The organism is Pseudomonas sp. NLJ1 (assembly GCF_049486705.1).
GTDB classification, from domain to species: domain Bacteria; phylum Pseudomonadota; class Gammaproteobacteria; order Pseudomonadales; family Pseudomonadaceae; genus Aquipseudomonas; species Aquipseudomonas inefficax.
Map to the genome: position 1 here is coordinate 3,864,095 of NZ_CP137735.1, position 16,825 is coordinate 3,880,919.

Annotated in this window: 13 protein-coding genes; 1 reads left to right on the forward strand and 12 read right to left on the reverse strand. The window is 62.8% G+C overall.

Translation table 11 applies throughout. The features are described from left to right. Nucleotides 1-14 precede the first annotated feature (14 nt). From gcvT to arcD (R9B85_RS17590), 11 genes are all read right to left on the reverse strand, one after another. Entirely contained in the window at nt 15-1,136 is a 1,122-nt protein-coding gene (gene gcvT, locus R9B85_RS17540) for a glycine cleavage system aminomethyltransferase GcvT (protein ID WP_112250810.1), read from the reverse strand. 27 nt (nt 1,137-1,163) lie between these two features. Continuing rightward, nucleotides 1,164-2,540: an L-serine ammonia-lyase gene (locus tag R9B85_RS17545; protein ID WP_313852950.1), complete on the reverse strand. Its 1,377-nt coding sequence runs from the start codon at nt 2,538-2,540 to the stop codon at nt 1,164-1,166. Nucleotides 2,541-2,690: 150 nt separating this feature from the next. After that, nucleotides 2,691-5,546 carry an aminomethyl-transferring glycine dehydrogenase gene (gene gcvP, locus R9B85_RS17550; protein ID WP_423770406.1) on the reverse strand — a complete coding sequence of 952 codons (2,856 nt, stop codon included), beginning with the start codon at nt 5,544-5,546 and terminating at the stop codon, nt 2,691-2,693. An 11-nt stretch (nt 5,547-5,557) separates the two neighbouring features. Beyond that, entirely contained in the window at nt 5,558-5,941 is a 384-nt protein-coding gene (gcvH, locus tag R9B85_RS17555; protein WP_112250816.1) for a glycine cleavage system protein GcvH, read from the reverse strand. A gap of 278 nt (nt 5,942-6,219) precedes the next feature. After that, nucleotides 6,220-7,425 (reverse strand): sodium/glutamate symporter, encoded by a 1,206-nt coding sequence (gene gltS / locus R9B85_RS17560; protein WP_112250818.1) that lies wholly within the window; start codon nt 7,423-7,425, stop codon nt 6,220-6,222. A 107-nt stretch (nt 7,426-7,532) separates the two neighbouring features. After that, nucleotides 7,533-9,041: a sigma-54-dependent transcriptional regulator gene (locus R9B85_RS17565; protein ID WP_112250820.1), complete on the reverse strand. Its 1,509-nt coding sequence runs from the start codon at nt 9,039-9,041 to the stop codon at nt 7,533-7,535. 184 nt (nt 9,042-9,225) lie between these two features. After that, entirely contained in the window at nt 9,226-9,594 is a 369-nt protein-coding gene (locus tag R9B85_RS17570) for a DUF5064 family protein (RefSeq protein WP_063911394.1), read from the reverse strand. A gap of 54 nt (nt 9,595-9,648) precedes the next feature. After that, nucleotides 9,649-10,578, reverse strand: coding sequence for a carbamate kinase (arcC, locus tag R9B85_RS17575; RefSeq protein ID WP_063911395.1), 930 nt, complete (start codon nt 10,576-10,578; stop codon nt 9,649-9,651). A gap of 180 nt (nt 10,579-10,758) precedes the next feature. Beyond that, entirely contained in the window at nt 10,759-11,769 is a 1,011-nt protein-coding gene (locus R9B85_RS17580; RefSeq protein WP_112250822.1) for an ornithine carbamoyltransferase, read from the reverse strand. Nucleotides 11,770-11,838: 69 nt separating this feature from the next. Continuing rightward, nucleotides 11,839-13,092 (reverse strand): arginine deiminase, encoded by a 1,254-nt coding sequence (arcA, locus tag R9B85_RS17585; RefSeq protein ID WP_112250824.1) that lies wholly within the window; start codon nt 13,090-13,092, stop codon nt 11,839-11,841. A gap of 33 nt (nt 13,093-13,125) precedes the next feature. Beyond that, nucleotides 13,126-14,553, reverse strand: a complete 1,428-nt coding sequence (gene arcD, locus R9B85_RS17590; protein ID WP_112250826.1) for an arginine-ornithine antiporter — start codon at nt 14,551-14,553, stop codon at nt 13,126-13,128. A gap of 434 nt (nt 14,554-14,987) precedes the next feature. On the opposite strand from arcD (R9B85_RS17590), the gene arcD (R9B85_RS17595) reads away from it, so the two are divergent. Further along, nucleotides 14,988-16,415 carry an arginine-ornithine antiporter gene (gene arcD / locus R9B85_RS17595; protein WP_133970373.1) on the forward strand — a complete coding sequence of 476 codons (1,428 nt, stop codon included), beginning with the start codon at nt 14,988-14,990 and terminating at the stop codon, nt 16,413-16,415. On the opposite strand, the gene R9B85_RS17600 is transcribed toward arcD (R9B85_RS17595), so the two are convergent. Beyond that, entirely contained in the window at nt 16,395-16,811 is a 417-nt protein-coding gene (locus tag R9B85_RS17600; protein WP_085624064.1) for a YbaN family protein, read from the reverse strand. The two genes, arcD (R9B85_RS17595) and R9B85_RS17600, sit on opposite strands and share 21 nt — an antisense overlap. Nucleotides 16,812-16,825 lie beyond the last annotated feature (14 nt).

Genomic DNA, 16,825 nt, shown 5'->3' on the forward strand with positions numbered 1-16,825 from the left:
TTCACAAAGCAGCTTCAGCCCCGGTAGTAACGTTGTGTCACGAAAGGCATTTTGCTGACTTTCAAGGCAACCTTCTTTCCGCGCACAACGGCAAACAGTGGCGTGTCGATAGCAGTATGTTCACTATCGATATAACCCATTGCTACAGGTGCACCGAGTGTCGGGCCGAAGCCGCCGCTGCACACTTTGCCTACAGGTTTATCGCTTGCATCGACAATATCCGCGCCTTCACGTACTGGCGTACGCTCCTGCGGCAAAAGGCCCACACGTTTGCGCGCCACGCCATCGCGCTGGTGGGCGAAGATGGCTTCGGCACCCGGGAAGCCTGCGGCACGCGCGCCATCGGCACGGCGAACCTTGGAAATGGCCCACAGCAGGCTGGCTTCCACCGGCGTGGTCTCCGTGTTCATGTCGTGGCCATACAGGCACAGGCCGGCTTCAAGGCGCAGGGAGTCGCGCGCACCCAGGCCGATCGGCTGTACTTCGGGCTCGGCCAGCAGGCGGCGGGCCAAGGCTTCGGCGGCATGTGTCGGTACCGAAATTTCGTAGCCGTCTTCGCCTGTGTAGCCCGAGCGGCTGACGAAGCAGTCTTCACCGAGCAGTTTCACCGGGCGGAACTGCATGAAGGTCATGCCGGCCACTTCCGGCGCCAGGCGCTCCAGCACCTTGACCGCCGCCGGGCCTTGCAGGGCCAGCAGGGCGCGCTGCTCGAACAGCGACTGCACCTCGCAACGGCTGCCGATGTGCGCTTGCAGGTGGGCCAGGTCCTGCTCCTTGCAGGCGGCGTTGACCACCAGGAACAGCGTGTCGTCGCCCAGGTTGGCGACCATCAGGTCGTCGAGGATGCCGCCTTGCTCATTGGTGAACATGGCATAGCGCTGCATGCCCACCGGCAGGTCGATGATATCCACCGGCACCAGGCTTTCCAGGGCCTTGGCCGCATCGCCGCCGCGCAGGGTGATCTGGCCCATGTGCGAGACATCGAACAGGCCGGCCTGCTCGCGGGTGTGCAGGTGTTCCTTGAGCACGCCCAACGGGTACTGCACCGGCATGTCATAGCCGGCGAACGGCACCATGCGCGCACCCAGTTCCAGGTGCAGGGCGTGCAGTGGGGTCTTGAGCAGTGTTTCGGACATCGGTGACTCCTTGCTGTTGTTGTCGGGTCAACACTCGATGATGTTGACGGCCAGGCCGCCACGGGCGGTCTCTTTGTATTTGCTTTTCATGTCGGCGCCGGTCTGGCGCATGGTGCGGATGACCTTGTCGAGCGACACGTAGTGCTGCCCGTCGCCGCGCAAGGCCATGCGCACTGCGTTGATCGCCTTCACCGAGCCCATGGCGTTGCGCTCGATGCAAGGCACCTGGACCAGCCCGCCGATCGGGTCGCAGGTCAGGCCCAGGTTGTGTTCCATGCCGATTTCGGCAGCGTTTTCCACCTGTTGCACGCTGCCACCCATCACTTCGCACAGCGCCCCGGCGGCCATCGAACAGGCCACGCCGACCTCGCCCTGGCAGCCAACTTCGGCACCGGAGATGGAGGCGTTTTCCTTGTACAGGATGCCAATGGCTGCGGCGGTGAGCAGAAACCGCACTACCCCGTCCTCGTTGGCACCCGGTACGAAGCGCATGTAATAGTGCAGCACCGCCGGGACGATGCCCGCCGCGCCGTTGGTAGGCGCGGTGACCACACGCCCGCCATAGGCGTTTTCCTCGTTCACCGCCAGGGCATAGAGGTTGACCCAGTCGAGTACCGACAGGGCATCGCGCAGGCTGGCTTCGGGGTGGCGGCTCAGTTGGCGGTACAACGCCGGCGCCCGGCGCTTGACCTTCAGCCCGCCAGGCAGGATGCCTTCATGCTGGCAACCGGCTTCGACGCAATCCTGCATCACCTGCCAGATGCGCAGCAGCCCGGCACGGGTTTCCGCCTCGGGGCGCCAGGCCGCCTCGTTGGCCAGCATTACCTGGCTGATCGACAGGTTTTGCCCGGTGCAATGGCCGAGCAGCTCCTTGGCGGTCTTGAAAGGGTAGGCCAGTGGTGTGCTGTCCTCGACGATGCGGTCGTGTCCGGCGGCGTCCTGGTCGACCACGAAACCGCCGCCCACCGAGTAGTACTCGCGGCTGCGGATTTGCAGGCCTGCCTCGTCGAAGGCGCGGAAGATCATGCCGTTGGGGTGGTAGTCCAGCGGCTTGCGGATCATCGCCAGGTGCTGCTTTTCGGTGAAGGCGATGCCGTGCTCTCCGAGCAGGTTCAGCCGCCCGCTGTCGCGGATGGCCTGCAGGCGGGCAGGGATGGTGTCGGTGTCGATGACATCGGGGTGTTCGCCTTCGAGGCCCAGCAGCACGGCCTTGTCGCTGCCGTGGCCCTTGCCGGTGGCGCCGAGCGAGCCATACAGCTCGGCCTTGACGCTGGATGTGTGGGCAAGCAGGCCATCACGGCGCAGCCCTTCGGCGAAACGCGCGGCTGCGCGCATCGGGCCGACCGTGTGGGAGCTGGAGGGGCCGATGCCGATCTTGAACAGGTCGAAGACGCTCAGTGACATGGGACCTCCTGCCAGAGATGCTGGGTGGACATTGAACCCTGTGGGAGCGGGTTTACCCGCGAATGCGGCGGTAAAGCCACAATCGTATTCGCGGGTAAACCCGCTCCCACAGGGCCCGCCATCCAAGGGTAGGTGGCGGGGGAGGGGCTATCAGGCGTCCTGATAGCTCTCGATCGACGGGCAGGCGCACACCAGGTTGCGGTCGCCGAACACGTTATCGACCCGGCCGACCGGCGGCCAGTACTTGCCTTCCACCAGGCTCGGCAGCGGGTACACCGCCTGCTCGCGGCTGTAGCCATGGGCCCATTCGCCAACCAGCTCGGCCGCAGTGTGCGGGGCGTTCTTCAGCGGGTTGTCGTCCTTGTCCAGGCTGCCGTTCTCGACCGCGCGAATTTCTTCGCGGATCTGGATCATCGCATCGCAGAAGCGGTCCAGTTCTTCCTTGGACTCGCTTTCGGTCGGTTCGATCATCAGCGTGCCTGCAACCGGGAAGGACATGGTCGGGGCGTGGAAGCCGAAGTCGATCAGGCGCTTGGCCACATCGTCTACGCTGATGCCGCTGGTGTCCTTCAGCGGGCGCAGGTCGAGGATGCACTCGTGGGCAACCAGGCCATTGCCGCCGGTATACAGAACAGGATAGTGCTCTTCCAGGCGACGGGCGATGTAGTTGGCGTTGAGGATCGCCATCTGCGAGGCACGCTTGAGTCCGGCACCGCCCATCATGCGGATGTACATCCAGGTGATCGGCAGGATGCTGGCGCTGCCGAACGGCGCGGCGCAAACCGCGCCCTCGGTGTTTTCCAGCTGCGCGTGGCCGGGCAGGAACGGCGCCAGGTGCGACTTGACACCGATCGGGCCGACGCCCGGGCCGCCACCGCCGTGCGGGATGCAGAAGGTCTTGTGCAGGTTCAGGTGCGAAACGTCGCCACCGAACTTGCCCGGGGCGCACAGGCCGACCATGGCGTTCATGTTGGCGCCGTCGATGTACACCTGGCCACCGTTGTCGTGGATGATCGCGCAGATTTCACCGATCGCTTCCTCGAACACGCCATGGGTCGACGGGTAGGTGATCATGATCGCAGCCAGGCGCTCGCGGTGCTCGATGGCCTTGGCGCGCAGGTCTTCGACATCGACGTTGCCGCGGGCATCACAGGCGGTGACCACCACGCGCATGCCGGCCATGTGCGCGGTTGCCGGGTTGGTGCCGTGGGCCGACGACGGGATCAGGCAGATATCGCGGTGGCCTTCGCCACGGCTGCGGTGGTAGGCGCGGATGGCCAGCAGGCCTGCGTACTCGCCCTGGGAGCCGGCGTTGGGCTGCAGCGAAACGGCGTCGTAACCGGTGGCGGCGCAGAGCATGGCCTCCAGCTCGGTGGTCATCTGCAGGTAGCCCTGGCTCTGCTCGGCTGGGGCAAACGGGTGCAGATTGCCGAACTCGGCCCAGGTGACCGGGATCATTTCGCTGGCGGCGTTCAGCTTCATGGTGCACGAGCCCAGCGGGATCATGCTGCGGTCCAGCGCCAGGTCCTTGTCGGCCAGGCGGCGCAGGTAGCGCATCAGCTCGGTTTCGCTGTGGTAGCGGTTGAATACCGGGTGCGCGAGGATGGCCGACTGGCGCAGCAGGGCGGCAGGCAGCAGCGAGCCGGTGCTGGCGGCCAGGGCGGTGAAGTCCGGCTGGGCCTGGTCGCCACCGATCAGCTGCCACAGGGCCTCGACATCGGCCTGGCTACTGGTTTCGTCCAGCGACAGGCCCACGTGGGCGGCGTCGATCTGGCGCAGGTTGATGCCCTGGGCGCGCGCCTTTTCATGCAGGCCGGCAGTGGCATTGCCGGTGGCCAGGGTCAGGGTGTCGAAAGCGCTGGCGCCCACTACCTGTACGCCTAGCGTTTTCAGGCCGGCGGCCAGGATCGCAGTCAGGGCATGGGTACGTTCGGCGATGCGCTTGAGGCCGGCCGGGCCGTGATACACGGCGAACGTGCTGGCGATGTTGGCCAGCAGCACCTGGGCGGTGCAGATGTTGCTGGTGGCCTTTTCGCGGCGGATGTGCTGTTCGCGGGTCTGCATGGCCAGGCGCAGTGCGGTCTTGCCGAAGCGGTCGATCGACACACCGACCAGGCGGCCCGGCATGTCGCGCTTGAATGCGTCACGGGTGGAGAAGTAGGCCGCGTGCGGGCCACCGAAGCCCAGTGGCACGCCGAAGCGCTGGGCGCTGCCGATGGCCACATCGGCACCGAACTCGCCCGGCGGGGTCAGCAGGGTCAGGGCCAGCAGGTCGGCGGCAACGGCGACCAGGGCATTGGCTGCGTGGAAGCGCTCGACCACTTCGCGGTAGTCGAACACTTCACCGTTGCTGGCCGGGTACTGCAGCAGGGCGCCGAAGAAGGCGCTGACATCGCTCAGCTCGCGCTCGTCGCCGACCACGATCTCGATGCCCAGCGGTTCGGCACGGGTGCGCAGAACGTCGAGGGTTTGCGGGTGGCAGTGCACTGAGGCGAAGAAGGCGTGGCTGGCCTTGTTCTTCGACAGGCGCTTGCAGAAGGTCATGGCCTCGGCGGCAGCGGTGGCTTCGTCGAGCAGCGAGGCGTTGGCGATCGGCAGGCCGGTCAGGTCGCTGATCAGGGTCTGGAAGTTCAGCAGCGCTTCCAGGCGGCCCTGGGAAATTTCTGGCTGGTACGGGGTATAGGCGGTGTACCAGGCCGGGTTTTCCAGCAGGTTGCGCAGGATCGGCGCCGGAGTGTAGGTGTTGTAGTAACCCTGGCCGATGTAGCTCTTGAACAGCTGGTTCTTGCCGGCGATGGCCTTGAGCGCGGCGAGCGCGTCGGCTTCGCTCTGGCCGTCGTGCGAGCCGAGCACGCTGGTGCCCTTGATGCTGTCGGGAATGACCGCGGCGGTCATGGCTTCCAGCGAGTCGAAGCCGAGGGCGGCCAGCATGGCCTGCTCGTCAGCGGCGCGCGGGCCGATGTGGCGGGCGATGAATTCGTTGGCGGTGCCGAGGTTGATGGTCATGGCGGGGTTCCTCAGGCGTCGTCGTTGGCTTTGATCAGGCGGTCATAGGCGTCCTGGTCGAGCAGGGCGGTGACTTCGCTGGCATCGGCGGGGATGAAGCGGAAGAACCAGCCTTCGCCCATCGGGTCTTCGTTGACCAGTTCCGGGCTGTCCTCGAGCTGGTCGTTGATCTGGACCACTTCGCCGGTCAGGGGCATGTACACACCGCTGGCGGCCTTGACCGACTCGACGGTGGACGCTTCGCTGCCTTTCTCATACTGCTGCAACTCTGGCAGTTGCACGAAAACCACATCGCCAAGGGCGTTCTGGGCGTAGGCGGTGATGCCCACGGTAACGCTGCCATCGGCTTCGACGCGCAGCCATTCGTGATCTTCAGTGAAACGCAACTCGCTCATGGGGAATCCTCGGGAAGCAGGGCGTTGGGCGCGGTGGCTCCGCGCTCTTGGGGTTGGGATTCCCTTAGCAAAAATGCGGCCAATCGGCAAAATCCGTTATAAATCAAAGTGTTAACTTGAATGCGTAATCATTTTGTCATTCTTGTGGAATGAAAACGCTACAGCGGATGGGGTATTGAAAAGGGTTTGGGGATCAAACCCTTGCACAGACGGATCTGAAGGACTCTGTATTGATTTCAATACGTTGTACCGAAATCAATACAGCGGGGTGTATGGGGTCAGCTTGCGACAAAAAACGGCAATGCCAGGTACAGCTTGATGATGATCACATTGATGATGTCGATGAAGAATGCACCCACCATCGGTACTACCAGAAACGCCAGCTGAGAGGGTCCGAAGCGGTGAGTCACGGCTTGCATGTTGGCGATGGCGGTAGGTGTGGCACCCAGGCCGAAACCACAATGCCCGGCTGCCAAGACCGCTGCGTCGTAATTGCTGCCCATGACCCGGAAGGTAATGAAGATTGCGAACAGCGCCATGAGCAACGTTTGTGCCGCCAGGATAATCAGGAAGGGCAGGGCCAGGGCTGCCAGGTCCCACAACTTGAGCGACATCAGTGCAATGGCCAGGAACAGCGACAGGCTGACATTGCCCAGCACCGAGACTTCGCGCTCGAACACTTGGTACACGCCCAGTGCAGAAAGACCATTACGCAACAAGACGCCAACAAACAATACGCAGACGAAAGTCGGCAATTCAAACGCTGTGCCTTGCAGTTGGCTATTCAACAAGGTGCCGCCAAGCAGACTGACCGATATCAGCGCCAACGTCTCGATGAATGAGAATGGCGTAATCAGGCGTTCTTTTTCAGGCTCTTCAAAGCCCTTTGGCAAGTGCGCTATCGCCTGATCGGCGCCGGGCGTTTGCACGCGCCTGATCAACAGGCGGGCGACCGGGCCGCCGATCAGTCCGCCCAGCACCAAGCCAAAGGTGGCGGAGGCCAAGGCCAGTTCCGAGGCGGAGGCCAGGCCATATTTTTCGCTGAAGGTACTGCTCCACGCCGCACCTGTGCCGTGGCCGCCGGATAGCGTGATGGAGCCGGTCAGCAGGCCCATAAGCGGGTCCAGCCCCAACATCGTGGCCAGGCCGATGCCCATGGCGTTTTGCACCACGAGCAAGCCGGTCACCACGACCAGGAAGATTCCGACCACGCGCCCGCCTTTTTTCAAGCTGGCGAAGTCAGCGTTCAGGCCAATGGTGGCGAAGAACGCCAGCATCAGGGGTGCTTGCAATGATGTATCGAACTGCACTTTCAGGTCGAAACTGCGCAAGGCCAGCAAGATCAGGGCAACGACCAGGCCGCCTGCAACAGGCTCGGGGATATTGTAGGTTCGCAGGACAGCGACACGTGTCACCAGCCCGTGGCCCAACAACAGCACCAGTGAGGCGGCGACTAATGTGCCGTAGAAGTCGAGGTCAAGCATGAGAGGCGCTCTCTCCATCAATTGGATGAGCGCCATTTTCGCAGCAGTGATTGTTGAAGTATTGGTCAGACCCGTAGGGGTAATCTGAAGTTAAGCGGTAAAAAGCCTCAGCTTCTGCCTGGAATACCGTATTTGCGCAAACGTTGCGCAATGGCGGTGTGCGAAGTTTGCAGACGCCCCGCCAGTTGCCGTGTCGACGGGTAACTGGCATATAACCGTTGCAACAGCTCACGCTCGAAATCCCCTACTGCTTGCTCCAGGCTCGCCACGTCGCCGTCCTGGCCACGCGCCACCGATGTCCCGGCTATGTCCAGGTCACCGATATCCACCAGGTTGCCTTCGCAGATCGCTGCCGCGCGGAATATCACGTTCTGCAGCTGGCGCACATTGCCCGGCCAAGGGTTGGCCAGCAGTGCCGAATGGGTGGCCGGGGTCAGCCGGCAGGGCGGGCGCTGGATCTGCGTGCAGGCCTGCTGCATGAAGAAATGCGCCAGCATCAGAATGTCGTGGCCACGCTCGCGCAGCGGCGGTACCTGCAGATTGAGCACGTTCAGGCGGTAGAACAGGTCTTCTCGGAAGCTGCCTTCGGCGACCATGCGCTCCAGATCGCGGTGGGTGGCGCTGATGATGCGTACATCCACCTTCACTTCGCGGTCGCCACCTACCCGGCGGAAGCTGCCATCGCTGAGAAAGCGCAGCAGCTTGGCCTGCAGGTACGGCGACATCTCGCCTATTTCATCAAGGAATACCGTGCCCTGGTTGGCCAGCTCCATCAGCCCCGGCTTGCCGCCCCGTTGTGCGCCGGTGAAGGCGCCGGGGGCGTAGCCGAACAGTTCGCTCTCGGCCAGGCTCTCGGGTAGCGCGGCGCAGTTCAGGGCCAGGAATGGCGCCGCGTGGCGGCTGCTGATGGCGTGGCAGGCGCGGGCTACCAGCTCCTTGCCGGTGCCGGTTTCGCCATGCACCAGCAGCGGTGCATCGAGCGCCGCCACGCGCAGGGCACGGGCCTTGAGGGTGCGGATGGCCGGTGATTCGCCGAGCAAGGCATCGAAGCCTTCGGCATGGTCGTGGTGCAGGGCCGACAGGCGTTCGCCCATGCGCGTCGGCGGGTACAGCGTCAACAGGCCACCGGCGTTGGTAATGGGAGTTGCATCCAGCAGCAGACTGTGGCCGTTCAGCTGCATTTCGCGCATGGGCAGGTGGAAGTTGTTTTCCAGCAGTGCCTGCAGCAGCGCCGGGTCGCCGAACAGTTCCCCTACCGAGCGCCCGGCCGATTCACGGCCGCACAGCTCGATCAGTGCCGGGTTGGCCAGCAGCACCTTGCCGGCGCTGTCCACGGCCAGCACCGGGTCGCTCATCGCTGCCAGCAGGGCATCGAGCTGCAGGTGTCGGCGTTGGCCGGGCAGGATGTCGACCACCTCCACCGATCGCACGCCATGCACCTCGAACAGCGCGTCGTGCAGTTCTTCGAGCACGGCGGGGCTGAGGGTGGGGGCGTCGATATAGACGTTCGGCGGGACCATCTCCACGGCGTCCAGGTTGAGGTTGCGGGCACCGAGCAGGGCGAGGACTTCCTGGGTGATGCCGACGCGGTCGATGAAGCTGACGTGGATGCGCATGGGGAGGGTGCGGTTGTGGCTGGGGAGGGCGGTAGTATGCCTCAACATTGTCGGGGCCGCTTTGCGGCCCATCGCGACGCAAGGCCGCTCCCACAAGTATCGCGCAGGCCTTGGGGTCAGCGGCCAACCTGTGGGAGCGGCCTTGCGTCGCGATGGGCTGCAAAGCAGCCCGCGGTTCTTGAAATCACTCCAGATGTTCAGGCTTGATCGGATCGCCCGACTTCACATCAAGCTTTTCGCGAATGTCCGCGAACATATGGTCATAAAGCTTGTGCGGCGAACTCAGGTTTTCGAATTTCTTCGGTGGCGTCAGGTACGACTGCGCCTTGCGGGTCAGTAGCATGAGGAAGCTGGGCAACACCTGGTCCTTGGCCAGGAAGAACTTTTCTTCCACTGGCTTGCCTTCGATGCTGCCATGCATCTTGAACTGGATGCCTCTGCCTTCCTTGGGATCCGACGCGGCCTCGTATTCGATGTTCAGGTCATAGCTGTGGTCGTTCTTGTTCAGCGCGGTGCGCTCGATGTGTACATGACCGGGCTGGTACTGGGCCATGGCGGACTCCTCTGGAAGGTGAAAATGGCGGGCCCATCGGCCCGCCCACTGCATTCAACGGTAGCTGATCCCTGGCTTGGCGGTGGACACCCGCGTACCAGCAGTGCCTTTGACGATGTCTTCGATGTTTTCCAGCGAACTGATCACCGCCACCTTGCCGGTATTACGGGCAAAATCGCAGGCCGCCTGCACCTTCGGCCCCATGGAGCCGGCAGCGAAGCCGAGGCGTTCCAGTTCGTCGGGGTGCGCCTGGGCGATGGCTTTCTGGGTCGGCTTGCCCCAGTCGATGTAGGCCGCATCGACGTCGGTGGCGATGATCAGCAGGTCGGCGTCCAGCTGCTCCGCCAGCAGGGCAGAGCACAGGTCCTTGTCGATCACCGCCTCGATGCCCTTGAGCTTGCGGTTCTCGTCGTACATGGTGGGGATGCCGCCGCCGCCGGCGCAGATCACGATGCTGCTCTTTTCCAGCAGCCACTTGATCGGGCGGATTTCGAAGATGCGCTTGGGTTTCGGGCTGGCTACCACGCGGCGGTACTTGTCGCCGTCAGGCTTGACCACCCAACCCTTTTCCTTGGCCAGGCGCTCGGCCTCTTCCTTGCCGTAGACCGGGCCGATGAACTTGGTCGGGTCCTTGAAGGCGGGGTCGTTGGCGTCCACTTCGACCTGGGTCAGCAGGGTGGCGAACGGCACTTCGAAGGCCAGCAGGTTGCCCAGTTCCTGTTCGATCATGTAGCCGATCATGCCCTCGGTCTCTGCACCCAGCACGTCCAGCGGGTAGGCCTCGTCGGGCTTGTAGGACAGGCCCTGCAGCGACAGCAGGCCAACTTGCGGGCCGTTGCCGTGGGCGATGACCAGCTCGTTGCCAGGGTGGATCTTGGCGATCTGTTCGGTAGCGGTGCGGATATTGGCGCGCTGGTTGTCAGCGGTCATCGGCTCGCCGCGACGCAGCAGGGCGTTGCCGCCCAATGCAACAACGATACGCATGGGGAATGTCCTTTAACGAAAGAAGGGAGCGCTGTTCTCTACCGGTATCGCCGCTCCCTTGTGGAAGCGGGTTTACCCGCGAAAGCGTCAGCCCATGCAGCGCGGCTGGTGCTACTGACGCATTCGCGGGTAAACCCGCTCCCACAGGGAACCGGGGTACCCGGCTTGTCGTGTCAGCCTTTACAGGTCAGCCAGCGTCGAAACCAGAATCGCCTTGATCGTGTGCATGCGGTTTTCTGCCTGCTCGAAGGCGATGCAGGCCGGCGACTCGAAGACGTCGTCGGTCACTTCGATACCGTTGGCCAGGTCCGGGTACTGTTCGGCGATCTGCTTGCCTACCTTGGTTTCGGAGTTGTGGAACGCCGGCAGGCAGTGCATGAACTTGGTCCGCGGGTTGCCGGTGGACTTCATCAGTTGTGTATTCACCTGATACGGCTTGAGCAGCTTGATGCGCTCACCCCAGGCTTCGATCGGCTCACCCATCGATACCCACACGTCGGTGTGCACGAAGTCCACACCCTTGACCGCGGCAACCGGGTCTTCGGTGAGGGTGATGCGCGCACCGCTTTCCTCGGCGTACTTGCGGCAACGCTCGACCAGGTCGTCATGCGGCCACAGCGCCTTGGGCGCGGCGATACGCACGTCCATGCCGAGCTTGGCGCCGATCAGCAGCAGCGAGTTGCCCATGTTGTTGCGGGCATCGCCCAGGTAGGCGTAGCTGATGTCGTGCAGTGGCTTGTCGCTGTGCTCGCGCATGGTCAGCACGTCGGCGATCATCTGCGTCGGGTGGTATTCGTCGGTCAGGCCGTTGAACACCGGAACACCGGCGAACTTCGCCAGTTCTTCGACGATTTCCTGCTTGAAGCCACGGTACTCGATGGCGTCATACATGCGCCCGAGCACGCGGGCGGTGTCCTTCATGCTCTCCTTGTGGCCGATCTGCGAAGAGTTGGGGTCGATGTAGGTAACGTTGGCGCCCTGGTCATAAGCGGCCACTTCGAAGGCGCAGCGGGTACGGGTAGAGGTTTTTTCGAAGATCAGGGCGATGTTGTTGCCCTTCAGGTGCTGCTGCTCGGTGCCGGTGTACTTGGCGCGCTTGAGGTCACGGGACAGGTCCAGCAGGTAGCGCAGCTCGCGGGTGGTGTGGTGTTCCAGGCTGAGCAGGTTGCGGTTGTGAATATTGAACGCCATGACATTTCTCCTTGAGTTTGGTGAACGCACCGGCCGCCGCTTCGTGAGGGCGGCCGGGGGTAATGGTCGTTAGTAGTCGATAGGGTCACGCACGATCGGGCAGGTCATGCAGTGGCCGCCGCCACGGCCCCGGCCCAGTTCGCCGGCGCTGATGGTGATGACCTCGATCCCGGCCTTGCGCAGCAGGGTATTGGTGTAGGTGTTGCGGTCGTAGCCAATGACCACGCCCGGCTCGATGGCCACCACGTTGTTGCCGTCATCCCACTGTTCGCGTTCGGCGGCGAAGCTGTTGCCGCCGGTCTCGACCACGCGCAGCTTGACCCCCAGTTGCTCGCCCACCACCTCGATGAACGACTTGTTGATGCGGCGTACATCCATGCCGTAAGGCTTGCTTTCGTCGGGGCGGATGATGAATGGAATGATCTCTTTCACCACTTCCGGGAAGACCGTGACCAGGTCGCGGTCGCAGAAGCTGAACACAGTGTCCAGGTGCATGGCGGCGCGGGACTTCGGCAGGCCGGCGACGATCACTTCCTTGACTGCGCCCTTGGCGAACAGGTTGCGCGCCAACTGGCCGATGGCCTGACGCGAGGTGCGCTCGCCCATGCCGATCAGCACGATGCCGTTGCCGATCGGCATCACGTCACCGCCTTCGAGGGTGGACTGGCCGTGTTCCTTGTCCGGGTCGCCGTACCAGACTTCGAAGTCGGCGTTGGTGAACTCCTTGTGGAACTTGTAGATGGCGGTGGTCAGCAGGGTTTCCTGACGGCGCGCCGGCCAGTACATCGGATTCAGGGTGACACCGCCGTAGATCCAGCACGTGGTGTCGCGGGTGAACTGGGTGTTGGGCAGCGGCGGCAGAATGAAGCTGGAGTGGCCCAGGTAGTCGTTGTACATCTTGACCACATCGGCGCCTTCGCTTTGTGGCAGGTCCTGGCCGGCCACGCCGCCAATCAGGAACTCGGCCAGATGGCGCGGCTCGAGGCCTTCGAGCCAGCTGCGCACTTCGTTGTTCAGGCCCACACCGACGGTGTCATCGGTGATCTTGCGGTCGAGGATCCACTTCAATGCTTCGGGTTGCTGCACGATATCGGTCAGCAGGTTGTGCATTTCCAGCACATCGACACCGCGCTCGCGCATCTTGGTGACAAAGTCGAAATGGTCACGCTTGGCCTGGTCGACCCAGATCACGTCGTCGAACAGCAGCTCGTCACAGTTGCTCGGCGTCAGGCGCTTGTGCGCCAGGCCCGGGGCGCAAACCATCACCTTGCGCAGTTTGCCGGCTTCGGAGTGGACACCGTACTTCTGTTTTTCAGCGGACATGATTTCATTCCTCCAGTTGAACGAAGACGTGGGTCAAAGAGTCAGGAAGCCGTCGTACAGGCCAAAGGCTGCCACCAGGGCGCCGATGACCACGGCTGCAAAGATCAGCTTTTCCACGTTGGTGAAGACAGGTTGGCCGACTTCACGCTTGGCCTTGGCGAACAGGATGGCGCCAGGTGCGTAGAGCAGGGCCGAGAGCAGCAGGTATTTCACACCGCCGGCGTACAGCAGCCAGACGGCATACAACAGGGCGATGCCGCCGATGATCAGGTCTTTCTTGCGCTCAGCCAGGGCCTGTTCGTAGGTTTCGCTGCGCCATGCCAGCAGGAAGGCGTAGGCCGCCGACCACAGGTAAGGCACCAGGATCATCGATGTGGCCAGGTAGATCAGCGACAGGTAGGTGCTGTTGGAAAACAGCGTGATCACCAGGAAGATCTGCACCATGGCGTTGGTCAGCCACAGGGCGTTGGCCGGTACCTGGTTGGCGTTCTCGCGGCGCAGGAACTCCGGCATGGTGTGGTCCTTGGCGGCGGCGAACATGATCTCGGCGCACAGCAGCACCCACGACAGCAGGGCCCCGAGCAGCGAGATGATCAGGCCGACGCTGATCAGCACCGCACCCCAGTGGCCGACCACATGCTCCAGCACGGCAGCCATCGACGGGTTCTGCAGCTTGGCCAGTTCCGGTTGGGTCATGATGCCCAGCGACAGTACGTTGACCAGCACCAGGAACAGCAGCACGGTAACGAAGCCGATGACCGTGGCCTTGCCCACGTCAGAGCGTTTTTCCGCCCGCGACGAGAAGATGCTCGCACCCTCGATGCCGATGAACACCCAAACGGTGACCAGCATCATGTTGCGCACCTGGTTCATCACGCTGCCAAGTTCTGGCGTGCCCACCGCCCAGATGTCGGCGGTGAAGATGTCGAGCTTGAAGGCGAACAGGCAGATCAGGGCAAACAGCAGCAGCGGCACCACCTTGGCCACGGTGGTGACCAGGTTGATGAACGCCGCTTCCTTGATGCCGCGCAGCACCAGGAAGTGCACCGCCCACAGCAGCACCGACGCGCCGATGATGGCGGCAGGGGTGTTGCCTTCGCCGAAGATCGGGAAGAAGTAGCCCAGGGTGCTGAACAGCAGTACGAAGTAGCCGACGTTGCCCAGCCAGGCACTGATCCAGTAGCCCCAGGCCGAGGAGAAGCCCATGTAGTCGCCGAAACCGGCCTTGGCATAGGCATACACCCCGCCATCCAGGTCAGGCTTGCGATTGGCCAGGGTCTGGAACACGAATGCCAGGGTCAGCATGCCGACCGCGGTGATTGCCCAGCCGATCAGCACAGCGCCAACCCCTGCGCTGGCCGCCATGTTTTGCGGCAGCGAGAAGATCCCGCCACCAATCATCGAACCGACGACAAGTGCAACTAACGCGCCGAGCTTTAGTTTTCCGGATGAATCAGACATTTAACAACTCCTGCCAGGAGAAAGTTGACGACAGAGTAAATCCGACGCCGCTGCCATTCGCTGACTTGGGTCAGTTCATGGCGACGTGAAGTAGGAAAATTCCTTCACGAAGCTCCTGGAGAGTGCCGACAACTTATGCTGCAAGCCTTGCACGCTGGCACCTCCATGTCCTTCTAGAGCAAACGCTCTGTTCAGCCTGCGATGCTTGAAGCTAGCCGCTTTTGCCGCTTTCGCAAATTTTTCACAAGAATTTCGAGTTTTATCGGGTTCTTTTCTAGTTGCTCGGGAGCTGCTAATTTTTTACCAATGAGGGCCATAGACAAAGCAGTTATTAGTGCTATAGCTTCATTGATCAGGATCATTATAAGTAACAGCATTTAATGGACCGCATGGCTGTTTCAAGCCCATGACAGCGCGCAAAAAAAGGAAGGCTCATGAGCGAACCGGGACAGAAGCTGCGCCTGGGCGCGCTGATCGCATTGGTGGTCGGCTCGATGATTGGTGGTGGAATATTCTCGTTGCCGCAGAACATGGCGGCGCGTGCCGACGTGGGCGCGGTGCTGATCGGCTGGGGCATCACAGCCGTTGGCATGCTGGCGCTGGCGTTCGTGTTCCAGACCCTGGCCAACCGCAAGCCGGAGCTGGATTCGGGGGTGTACGCCTACGCCAAGGCCGGCTTTGGCGAGTACATGGGTTTTTCCTCGGCCTGGGGCTACTGGATCAGTGCCTGGCTGGGCAACGTCGGCTACTTCGTGCTGCTGTTCAGCACCTTGGGCTTCTACTTCCCGGTGTTCGGCGAGGGCAACACGCCAATCGCCATCGGCTGCGCCTCGCTGCTGCTGTGGGCGGTGCACTTCCTGGTGCTGCGCGGTATCAAGGAGGCGGCGTTCATCAACCAGGTGACCACCGTGGCCAAGGTGGTGCCGTTGCTGATTTTCGTGGTGATCGCGGCGTTCGCCTTCCGCGCCGATATCTTCACGCGTGATATCTGGGGCCTGAGCAACCCGCAGTTCGGCAGCGTGCTGGAGCAGGTGCGCAACATGATGCTGGTCACCGTGTTCGTGTTCATCGGCATCGAAGGCGCCAGTGTGTATTCCGGGCGTGCCGAGCGCCGGTCGGATGTGGGCAAGGCTACGGTGATCGGTTTCCTGGGGGTGCTGGCGTTGCTGGTGCTGGTCAACGTGTTGTCGCTGGGGGTGATGACCCAGCCGGAACTGGCCGGGCTGCAGAACCCGTCGCTGGCTTCGGTACTGGAGCATATCGTCGGGCCGTGGGGCGCCTTGCTGATCAGTATCGGCCTGGCGGTTTCGCTGCTTGGCGCGCTGCTGTCCTGGGCGTTGCTGTGCGCCGAGATCCTCTTCGCCACGGCGCGGGACAAGACCATGCCGCGCTTTCTGGCCAAGGAAAACGCCAACCATGTGCCGGCCAACGCCCTGTGGCTGACCAACTGCATGATCCAGGGCTTCCTGCTGATCACGCTGTTTTCCGCCGGTACCTATACCAGCCTGATCTACCTGGCCTCGTCGATGATCCTGGTGCCCTACCTGTGGTCGGCGGCCTACGCCGTGCTGTTGGCGGTGCGTAAAGAAACCTACGATGGGCAGCCGGCCCTGCGCCGCAAGGACCTGCTGGTGGCGCTGGTTGCCTTGGTGTATGCCGTGTGGCTGTTGTATGCCGGCGGGCTCAAGTACCTGCTGCTGTCGGCGCTGCTGTATGCGCCGGGCGTGATCCTGTTCGCCCGGGCCAAGCATGAGCAGGGAAAAGCCTTGTTCACCACCTGGGAAAAGCTGATTTTTGCCGCCGTGCTGGCAGGTGCCGCGCTGGCGGCCTATGCCCTGTACTCAGGGCTGCTGAGCTTGTGACGGGGCAGGGCAGGGGGCGTGCTCCGGGCGTGACCAGATCCACAGGTTGCCCAGGGTCATGCCGGCAATGGCCAGGAACACCGGCCAACGGTGTTCCAGGAGCGTCAGCATCAGGCCCGCGCACAGCAGCATGCTGAGGGTCGCGCTGACCTTGGCCCGCCGCTGGATCACCTTGCCATTGCGCCAGTTGTGCAGGATCGGCCCGAACAGCCGGTGGTTTTCCAGCCAGGCAGACAGGCGCGGTGAACTACGGGTGGCCGCCCAGGCGGCCAGCAGGATGAATTCGGTGGTCGGCAGGCCGGGTATGACGATCGCGACCAGGCCCACACCCAGGCTCACGTAAGCCAGGATCGCATACAGCAGGCGGGCGAGTTTCGAGCGGGCAGGTCGGGTCATGGTCTCACTGCTTA